At 70.4% G+C, this 8,016-nt stretch carries 7 protein-coding genes and 1 pseudogene; 2 read left to right on the top strand and 6 right to left on the bottom strand.

All coding sequences use genetic code 11. The features are described 5' to 3' along the window. Positions 1–62 precede the first annotated feature (62 nt). Positions 63–1,385, bottom strand: coding sequence for a PP2C family protein-serine/threonine phosphatase (locus tag KME78_RS63275; protein WP_219539888.1), 1,323 nt, complete (start codon positions 1,383–1,385; stop codon positions 63–65). Between the two features lie 123 nt (positions 1,386–1,508). Here KME78_RS63275 and KME78_RS63270 point away from each other — a divergent pair, with 123 nt between their 5' ends. After that, positions 1,509–3,665 (top strand): helicase-associated domain-containing protein, encoded by a 2,157-nt coding sequence (locus KME78_RS63270; RefSeq protein WP_219539887.1) that lies wholly within the window; start codon positions 1,509–1,511, stop codon positions 3,663–3,665. 183 nt (positions 3,666–3,848) lie between these two features. Here KME78_RS63270 and KME78_RS63265 read toward each other — a convergent pair whose 3' ends face one another. Further along, the gene (locus KME78_RS63265; protein ID WP_219539886.1) at positions 3,849–4,160 is read right to left on the bottom strand and encodes a hypothetical protein; all 312 of its coding nucleotides are present in this window, start codon (positions 4,158–4,160) and stop codon (positions 3,849–3,851) included. A gap of 175 nt (positions 4,161–4,335) precedes the next feature. Between KME78_RS63265 and KME78_RS63260 the strand changes: the two genes are divergently transcribed. Continuing rightward, positions 4,336–4,638, top strand: a complete 303-nt coding sequence (locus KME78_RS63260) for an NUDIX domain-containing protein (protein ID WP_308127608.1) — start codon at positions 4,336–4,338, stop codon at positions 4,636–4,638. Between the two features lie 234 nt (positions 4,639–4,872). Here KME78_RS63260 and KME78_RS63255 read toward each other — a convergent pair whose 3' ends face one another. From KME78_RS63255 to KME78_RS63240, 4 genes and pseudogenes are all read right to left on the bottom strand, one after another. Further along, on the bottom strand, positions 4,873–5,127 hold the full coding sequence (locus tag KME78_RS63255) for an antitoxin (protein WP_219539885.1): 255 nt from the start codon (positions 5,125–5,127) through the stop codon (positions 4,873–4,875). A gap of 154 nt (positions 5,128–5,281) precedes the next feature. Further along, entirely contained in the window at positions 5,282–5,866 is a 585-nt protein-coding gene (locus KME78_RS63250; RefSeq protein WP_219539884.1) for an O-methyltransferase, read from the bottom strand. Positions 5,867–5,935: 69 nt separating this feature from the next. Further along, positions 5,936–7,512, bottom strand: a pseudogene (locus KME78_RS63245) (aconitate hydratase); the annotation flags it as partial. After that, on the bottom strand, positions 7,496–7,765 hold the full coding sequence (locus KME78_RS63240; protein WP_219539883.1) for a type 2 periplasmic-binding domain-containing protein: 270 nt from the start codon (positions 7,763–7,765) through the stop codon (positions 7,496–7,498). The gene KME78_RS63240 and the pseudogene KME78_RS63245, both read right to left, overlap by 17 nt. Positions 7,766–8,016: the final 251 nt, after the last annotated feature.

Genomic DNA, 8,016 nt, shown 5'->3' with positions numbered 1-8,016 from the left:
CGATCAACCTCATCCGCCTGGACGCCTGGCTCACCCAGACACCCCTCGGCGCGACCCGAGTCTCACACTTCGCGCGCCTCGACCTGACACTCACCGCATGACCCACCGAATTGGGCAACGGAGTCCTGAAGAGCCGAGGCTTTCTGCGGACCTTCAGTAAGCCGGTGCTCCTTCTCGCCGTGCCACTCGACGCTCAGCACCGTGGCGTCGTCCTGGAGGCGGCCGTGCTGGTGTTCGAGGATGGACTGGATCAGCCGTCGCAGCGTCTCCGGCGCCGACATCCCGTCGGCTTCGCGGCGTACGACGAAGTCGATGAACCGCTCCAGCCCGAACACCTCCCCTTCCGGGCTGTGCGCCTCGATGATGCCGTCGGTGTAGAAGAGCAGGCGATCGCCGCGTTCGAGCTGGTAGTGCTCCAGACCGGCGGACAGGCCCAGGCGGAAGCCCATCGGCGGCGACGGCACGCTCTCCAGGGTGGCGACGCGGCGGCCCCGCCGGATCACCAGCGGCGGGTGGTGCCCGCGATTGACCCAGGTCAGCTCGCCGGTCTTGAGGTTCAGGTCGGCGAGGATGCCGGTGGCGAACCGGGTGGCGCCGAACTGTTCGGCGATCGCCTCGTCGATGGCCTCGCTGGCCGCCAGCAGGCCGGTGCCCCGTAGCCGGTTGTTGCGGCAGGCGCCGACGGCGATCGTCGCGGTCAGCCCCGCGGAGGTGTCGTGCCCCATGGCGTCGAAGATCGACAGGTGCAGCGTGTCGCCGGAGAGGGCGAAGTCGTACACGTCGCCGCCCACGTCATAGGCGGGCTCCAGCGCGGCGCCGACCACCACCTTGTCGTTGGCGAAGCTGCCGCTCGGCATCAGGTTCCACAGCACCTCGGCCGACAGGGTCATCGACTCCACGCGTACGAGTGAGGCGTAGGTGTCGCTGAAGTTGCGCTTGCTGATCAACAGCAGTGAGACCAGGCTGGCCAGCTGCTTCACCCGCCAGTCGATGTCGTCATCGCCCGCGGGAACGGTCACCCCCAGCATGCCGACCCGTTCTGTGCCGTCGAGCAGCGGCACCCACAGCCGCCGCCGTCCCTCGTCGGCCGGCGCCTCCGGCTCCCCCTCGACGACGTGCTTGGCCTGGACGACCTCCACATTGCGGTAGGCCCGCCCGGCGAGCGTGGCGTCGATGCGGATCGGCCGCAGCGGCTCGCCCGCCGCGTCGTGCTGGCCGGGCAGCGGGACGAGGTACTGCTGCTGCAGGTCGACCACGTAGATCATGGTCTGGCAGAACCCGAGCGGCTTGGCATGCTCGGCGACCAAGTCCGGCAGATCCTCGATGGCGGCCTGGTGGCTCGCGCCCAGCAGGCCGCCCAGCATGCGCTCACCCTCACTTCGCATGCGCGCGCCTCCTACGTCTCCCAGTGGGTCATACCCCGATAGCGGCCTCTAGACCTGCGGGTTCATCGTTCACGGCCTGTGTCTGCCAAGCCGTTGTCCGCGTCGCGTACTACGCTGCCAGCCATGCCCAGTGACGCCCTCATGGCCTGGCTCACCACGCGCGCCCCCGAGCAGTTGGCGCTCCTGGCCGATCGCGGCGCGCTACGGGTCCGCGGTCGCGAGCCGTCGCTGGAGGACTACGCCCACCTGCTCAGCCAGGACCATGTGCTGGCCCGGTTGATGGGCTTCTGCACGCTCCCGGAGCTCCAGGCCCTGGGCGCGATCGCCTGGCTGTCCGCCCAGCGGCACGGCCCAATCCCCGACGACTACTGGCGCGCTCCCGACCCGGACGAACGCGCGGTCTCCCGAGCCGAGGTGCTGACCCTCCTCGCGGGTCAGGACCAGGACCTGCGGGCAGAGGCGCAGGCGGCCCTGGAACGGCTGGCCGACCAGGCCCTGCTCCAGCCACCCCACGGCGAACGGTGTGTGGTGGCCCCCTACATCCACCGGAACCTGGCGGACGGCATGGGACTGGGCCGCCCCGCCGCCCACCTCATCGCCCGCTATTTCAACGCGCCGGAGGTCCATCGGCTGGCCGCCGCGCTGGGGCTGGACAAGGCGCCGGGCCGGGAAGCCGCCGAACGGAACGTCGTGGCGTTCCTGACGGATCCGGAACGGCTGCACGCCCTGCTCGCGAAGGCGCCCGCCACGGCCACGGAGCTGCTGGACCGGCTCGCGCACGAAGGGCCCCTGCTCGAGGTCCGCAGTTTCCAGCCGGCGGGCCTGTACGGCACCAACAAGTACGTCTACTTCGCCGATGGCGCGGAGCAGGCCGGCGCGGACTGGCTGGCGGCGCGCGGGCTGCTGCTCCCGGCAGGCGTTCCCCAGGTGGCCGAGCTGCCGGTCGAGGTGGCGATCGCGGTCCGCGGCGAGCTACGGGCGACGTTCACCCCGCACCCTCCTCAGCCCCGCGACCTGCCGCGGGCCGAGAACATCGAACCCCCCGCCGAGGCCGCGGCCGGCACGCTCGCCTGGCAACTCGAACGGCTGCTCGCCGGCTGCGCCGAACAGCCGCTCACCGTACGCAAATCCGGCGGGGTCGCGATCCGCGACACCAAACGCCTGGCCAAGGGCATCGCCGAGCCCGAGACCGTCCGCTTCCTGCTGGAGCTGTGCTTCCGCGCCGGCCTGCTGGGCCTCGTGGCCGAACCTGCCGAGCCCCCCGCGAACCGCCGTGCCAAGGTGCCGCCGCCCGCCCATGTCGTCCTGCCCACCCGGGCCTATGATCGCTGGCTGTCGTACGCGCCGGCCCAGCGGCTGGTCCCGATCCTCGCCGCCTGGGCCGTCTGCCGCGACATCCCGCTGTGGTGGCCCGACCCCGACCAGACGCCCGTCGCCCTGGCGGGCCTCGACGACTCCGACGCGGTCAGCCTGCGCTACGCGCTGCTGGAGGCCCTGGCCGCGGCCCCCGCCCAACGCGCGACCGACGCACCGCCGTACCTGGTGGCCGCCGCGACCTGGCACCGCCCCGCCCGGATCCCGCAGGGCCCGGCCGGCGCCCAGCGCATCGAGGCCACCCTCCGCGAGGCCGCACTCCTCGGCGTCATCGGCCAGGGCGCCTTGACCCGGCTCGGCCACACCGTGCTCGACCTGCTCCGCACCGGCCAGGCCTGGAAGACCCCCAACGCCGCCCTCTCCCCCGTCCTGACCGCCATGCTCCCCCCGCCCCGCACCACGGCCCGCTTCCAGACCGACCTGACCGCCGTGGTGGCCGGCGCCCCGGAAGCGAAACTGGCCGCCCTCCTGAGCACGGTCGGCGTCCGCGAATCGGAAGGGCACGCGGTGGTGTGGCGCATCAGCCACGCCTCGGTACGGCACGCCCTCGACGCCGGCCACAAACCGGACACCCTGCTCTCCCGGCTCCGGGCCGTGGCGGAAGGCGACCTCCCGCAGCCACTGGAGTACCTGATCAAGGACGTGGGACGGACGCACGGCCGGATGCGGGTGGTGCGATCCGGCTGCTGCATCCGCTCCGACGACGAGGCACTACTGGACGAACTCGTCCACGCCAAACCGCTCCGCGCACTCGGCCTGCGCCTGATCGCACCGACCGTACTGATCAGCGCGAGCCCGGAACGGGAGACGATGACCGCGCTGCGCGCCGCAGGCTACGCCCCGGCCCTGGAGGCGGAGACGGGCGCCACTTTGGTGGAAAAGCCCTCCGCTCGACGGGCGCCCTGACACCCAAGGTCCTCGCTTTCGGGGCGCTTCGGGCTGCGTCTTGGGGGGGGCTCGGCGCCCCCCCACGCCCCCGGCCCTAAGAACTCCTCACGGAATGAGGCAGCCCTCTTCCGAGACCGGTGCGGCGAGAACCCAGCCACGCCCCGGCGGTACCGCCCCTGTGGCGGTACCGCCGTACCCGCGTCAGGGGAGCGGGCGCACGTCCATGCCGTAGCTCTGACGGTCGATCCACCACGGTCCACAGCTCGCTACGCTCCACTGGCCGCTGTTGGTCGTCACCCAGCCGCCGTCCCTCCGGCCGTTGATGCACTGGACCCACGCTTGGAACTGGTAGACGGGACCGTTCGTCGCGCACCAGGCGGAGAACGAGTTCTGACCGAGGACGTACTCACAATCACCGGCTCCCGCCGACGCTGGGCTCAGCACACCCGACAGGACGGTAATGGCTCCCATCGCGAGCGCGGTCGCAGCGAGGGCGCGCAGGATTCTTCTCATTCCCTCTCCTGGTACTAGTGAAGGATGTCCGTTTCACGTTCCGTACGCCCCGGTTCAGGTCTCGCTCCGGGGGATGTGCGACAGAGAGAATTTTAGGAAACTTTCCTAAGCAAAAGATATCTGCCTTTCAGGGGGCGTCAACCCGCGTGTACCGACAACCTCGCCCGCCGAGTCGGTGCCGCAGGCGGCCGTACGGGAGGTGGAGGAGGAGACCGGATACGACGTCGAGGTGACCGGAATGGTCGGCCTTTACACAGACGCCCGGCACATCATCGCCTACAGCGACGGAGAAGTACGCCGCCAGTTCAACATCTGCCTGACGGCTCATGTCGTCGGTGGAGCGCTCGCGATCAGCGACGAGTCGACCGACGTCCGCTGGGTCAGCCCGGATGAGATCGAGGACCTGCCCATGCACGACACCCAAAGGCTCCGGATCGAACACTTCCTCCAGGGGAAGACAACACCCCACATCGGGTGAAGCAGGGCCCTGAGAGCCGCTCCGGACCTTATAGCGCGCTTGGCCGACTTGGTCGAGGGTTCGGGCGGTTGACCCCGGGGACCTACCGGAGCCGCCTCCTCCTGCGGGGTCGCGGGCTTGACGCCGAAATCCTGCCGGATGCGCCAGTCGGCCGGCTCCGGATCGGTCCATCCGTGACACGTCAATGCCCGCCGCAGCAGCGGATTCGCCCCTGCGCGCGTCACCGGCCCGTCGTTAGTCCGGGCGCTGACCAGGCTGCTGTGGCGGTGGCTCTGGGGGCTGCGGGCTTGGCGGCTGCTGGCCCTGTGGCTCGCCTCCGCCGTAGCGGCGCTGCACCTCGTCCACGCCCTTCTCAATGTGCTGGTCGTACTTGTGGCCGGTCCGCTCCTTGGCGAACCGCTCGGCGCGATCCAGCACCTTGTCAGCCTGCTTGGAGTGCCCTCTCGCCAGGTCCTCGGCCTTCTTCAACCATTCCGCGATGCGGCTCATGAGCGTGCCCCCTTTTCTTGCCTTACAGTCGCCCCCTACCCGGAGTCGGCGCGAGGTCACACCTCGCGGCGGTCGCCGGCACGACCGCGACCGCCGCTTGCCGAGAAGCCCGTCCTCGGCAAGCGAACGAAGCCGCATCAGAGAGCCCTGGCTCTCAGCGCCGCAGTGCGACCAGTTCGCCCTTGCCCACGTTGATCGTGGTGACGGTCAGGCGCGGCTCCCCTTGGAGGAGGTCGTGCAGTGGGGCGATCTCCTCGGGGTGGGACAGGGCGTTGTCGGCCACGAGCACGCCACCCTGCCGCAGCACCCGGTAGGGGTGCGGCCACCAGGAGGGGTACTCGACGCGTTCGGCGTCGAGGAAGAGCAGGTCGACCGCGCCGTCCGGCATGCGGGCGAGTGCCGCGCCCCCGTCCTCGACGCGGAACTCGACGTGGTCGGTCAGCCCCGCCTCGGCCACCGTGCGGCGGGCGTGCGCCTGGGCCTCGGGGTCGGTGTCGAGGCTGAGGACGTGCCCGCCGACCGCCCTCGCGGCGTCGGCCAGCCACAACGTTGACACGCCCCGCGAGGTGCCGATCTCCACGATGATCCGGGCCCCAGAGCTCTGGGCCAGGAACCACAGGAACTCCCCGGCGTCGGGCTCCAGCACCCGCCACCGGTCCAGCCGGTCCTCCTGGCCGGCGTCGTGCTGGGCGGCGGCTGCGTTCAGCTCCGTGATGATCTTCCGTAATGTGGCATCCATAGCAGGATTCTGCCCGGGGCCCGTTGGACGGTTACCGGCGCCACCCCTACTCCCGGTAACCGGTGTCCCTCAGGCCAAGAGGCCTCGCAGGACGTACGGCATGATGCCGCCGTGCCGGTAGTAGTCGGCTTCGCGGCTGGTGTCGAGGCGGACGGTCACCTGGAAGGCGATGTCGCCGGCAGTAACGGTCAGCGTGGGCGGAACGAGGCCGTCGCCGATCGGGCCTAGGCCGCCGATCGTGATGGTCTCCCGGCCCGTCAGTCCGAGCTCGTCGGCCCCCTGGCCGGGCAGGAACTGCAGCGGGAGGATCCCCATGCCCACCAGGTTCGAGCGGTGGATGCGCTCGAACGACTTGGCGATGACGGCCCGCACGCCCAGCAGCGCGGGCCCCTTGGCGGCCCAGTCGCGGGAGGAGCCGGCCCCGTACCCCTCCCCGGCGAGCACCACGGCCGGGACCGACGCCGCCCGGTACGCGCAGGCGGCCTCGTAGACGGTGGTGATCGTGCCGCCGTCGAGGAAGTTCGGGGTGAACCCGCCTTCGGTGCCGGGGGCGAGCTGGTTGCGCAGCCGTACGTTGGCGAAGGTGCCGCGCATCATCACATCGTGGTTGCCGCGCCTGGAGGCGTAGGTGTTGAGCTGACCACGTGGCACGCCCAGCCCGGTGAGGTAGCGGCCGGCGGGACCGGCGGGCGGGATGGCCCCGGGGGCGAGATGTGGTCGGTGGTGATGAAGTCGCCCAATTTGACCAGTACGCGGGCGTCGGCGATGTCGGTGACGGGCGGTGGTTCGAGGGGCATGCCCGCCACGTAGGGGGCACGGCGCACATAGGTGGATGCGGGGTCCCAGGGGAAGGTGGCGGAGCTCTGGGTCTCCAGCCGCTGCCAGCGTTCGTCGCCGGCGAGCACGTCGGCATAGGCGCGGGTGAACATCGACGGCTGGATCACCTGCTCGACCACGCCGCGTACCTCGTCCGCCGTGGGCCAGAGATCCCGCAGGTAGACGGGCCCGCCTTTGGGGTCCGTACCGAGGGGTTCGGTGGTGAGGTCGAGGTCCATCGTGCCGGCGATGGCGTAGGCGACGACGAGCGGGGGCGAGGCCAGGTAGTTGGAGCGGACCTCCGGCTGGATGCGGCCCTCGAAGTTGCGGTTGCCCGACAGGACCGCGGCCACGTCGAGGTCGTGCTCGGCCACCGCCCTGGACACCTCCTCGATGAGCGGCCCCGAGGCGCCGATACAGGTCATGCAGCCGAACCCGGCCAGGTGGAAGCCGAGTTCCTCCAGGTAGGAGGTCAGACCCGCCACACCGTAGTAGTCCATGACCACGCGCGAGCCGGGCGACAGGGTGGTCTTCACCCAGGGCTTGGCACGCAGGCCGCGCCGTACGGCGTTCCTGGCGAGCAGCCCGGCGGCGACCATGACCGAGGGGTTGGAGGTGTTGGTGCAGGAGGTGATAGCGGTGATGGCGACGGCTCCATGGCCGATCTCCTCGCCGCTCTCCCCCAGCCTGGCCCGCACCTCGGGCCGTGCCTGAGCCCGGAACGCGGCCTTGGCGGCGTCCAACGGGACACGGTCCTGCGGCCTGCGCGGCCCCGCGATGGACGGCACGACGGTGGCCAGGTCGAGTTCGAGGTCAGCGGTGTACCGAGGTGTTGTACGCGATCGACAGCGGGTCCACCGACATCGCGTAGACCTTCGGCAGCGGCTCGGCGAAGTCCGGAAGCTTGTCCTTCTCCGGCGAGGCGTAGTCCAGCAGCGTGCCGGGCCGGCCGGCGAAGTCGGCCCACGCCTGGGCGGCGTTGGAGACCGCCAAGTCCGCGGGCGAGTTGCCGGTGGCCTGCTCGCTCAGCAGGCGCTGGAACACCTCGTCGCTGTCCAGGTTGTTGGCCGCGATCTTGGTCACCCAGGGGTACTTCTTCTGGAAGTCGCGGAAGATCGGCGCCCAGTTCTCGTTCTCCTGGTCGGTGTTGGATTGACGTGCTCCTCCACATGAATGTGGAGGATTCCTGTGCTGCTTACGCAGCAGCTCGCAGCGCGGGTGCGGGCGAGACTGTGGGACAGGATGCTTGACGCTTCACAGGCCCCGCTATCGCGGAGTCTCCACGTCCTGTGACCGCCCATCCGGCGGCAGAGTTGTACCGATGAAGCTGGTTT

Source organism: Nonomuraea guangzhouensis, assembly GCF_019396345.1.
GTDB lineage: Bacteria > Actinomycetota > Actinomycetes > Streptosporangiales > Streptosporangiaceae > Nonomuraea > Nonomuraea guangzhouensis.
The sequence above is the reverse complement of the archived record's forward strand: the minus strand, read 5'-3'. Positions and strand labels throughout refer to the sequence as shown.

Coding starts and splice junctions, on each gene's coding strand:
- KME78_RS63275 (WP_219539888.1), bottom strand. CDS start 1,385: ATGCGAAGTGAGGGTGAGCGCATGCTGGGCGGCCTGCTGGGCGCGAGC.
- KME78_RS63270 (WP_219539887.1), top strand. CDS start 1,509: ATGCCCAGTGACGCCCTCATGGCCTGGCTCACCACGCGCGCCCCCGAG.
- KME78_RS63265 (WP_219539886.1), bottom strand. CDS start 4,160: ATGAGAAGAATCCTGCGCGCCCTCGCTGCGACCGCGCTCGCGATGGGA.
- KME78_RS63255 (WP_219539885.1), bottom strand. CDS start 5,127: ATGAGCCGCATCGCGGAATGGTTGAAGAAGGCCGAGGACCTGGCGAGA.
- KME78_RS63250 (WP_219539884.1), bottom strand. CDS start 5,866: ATGGATGCCACATTACGGAAGATCATCACGGAGCTGAACGCAGCCGCC.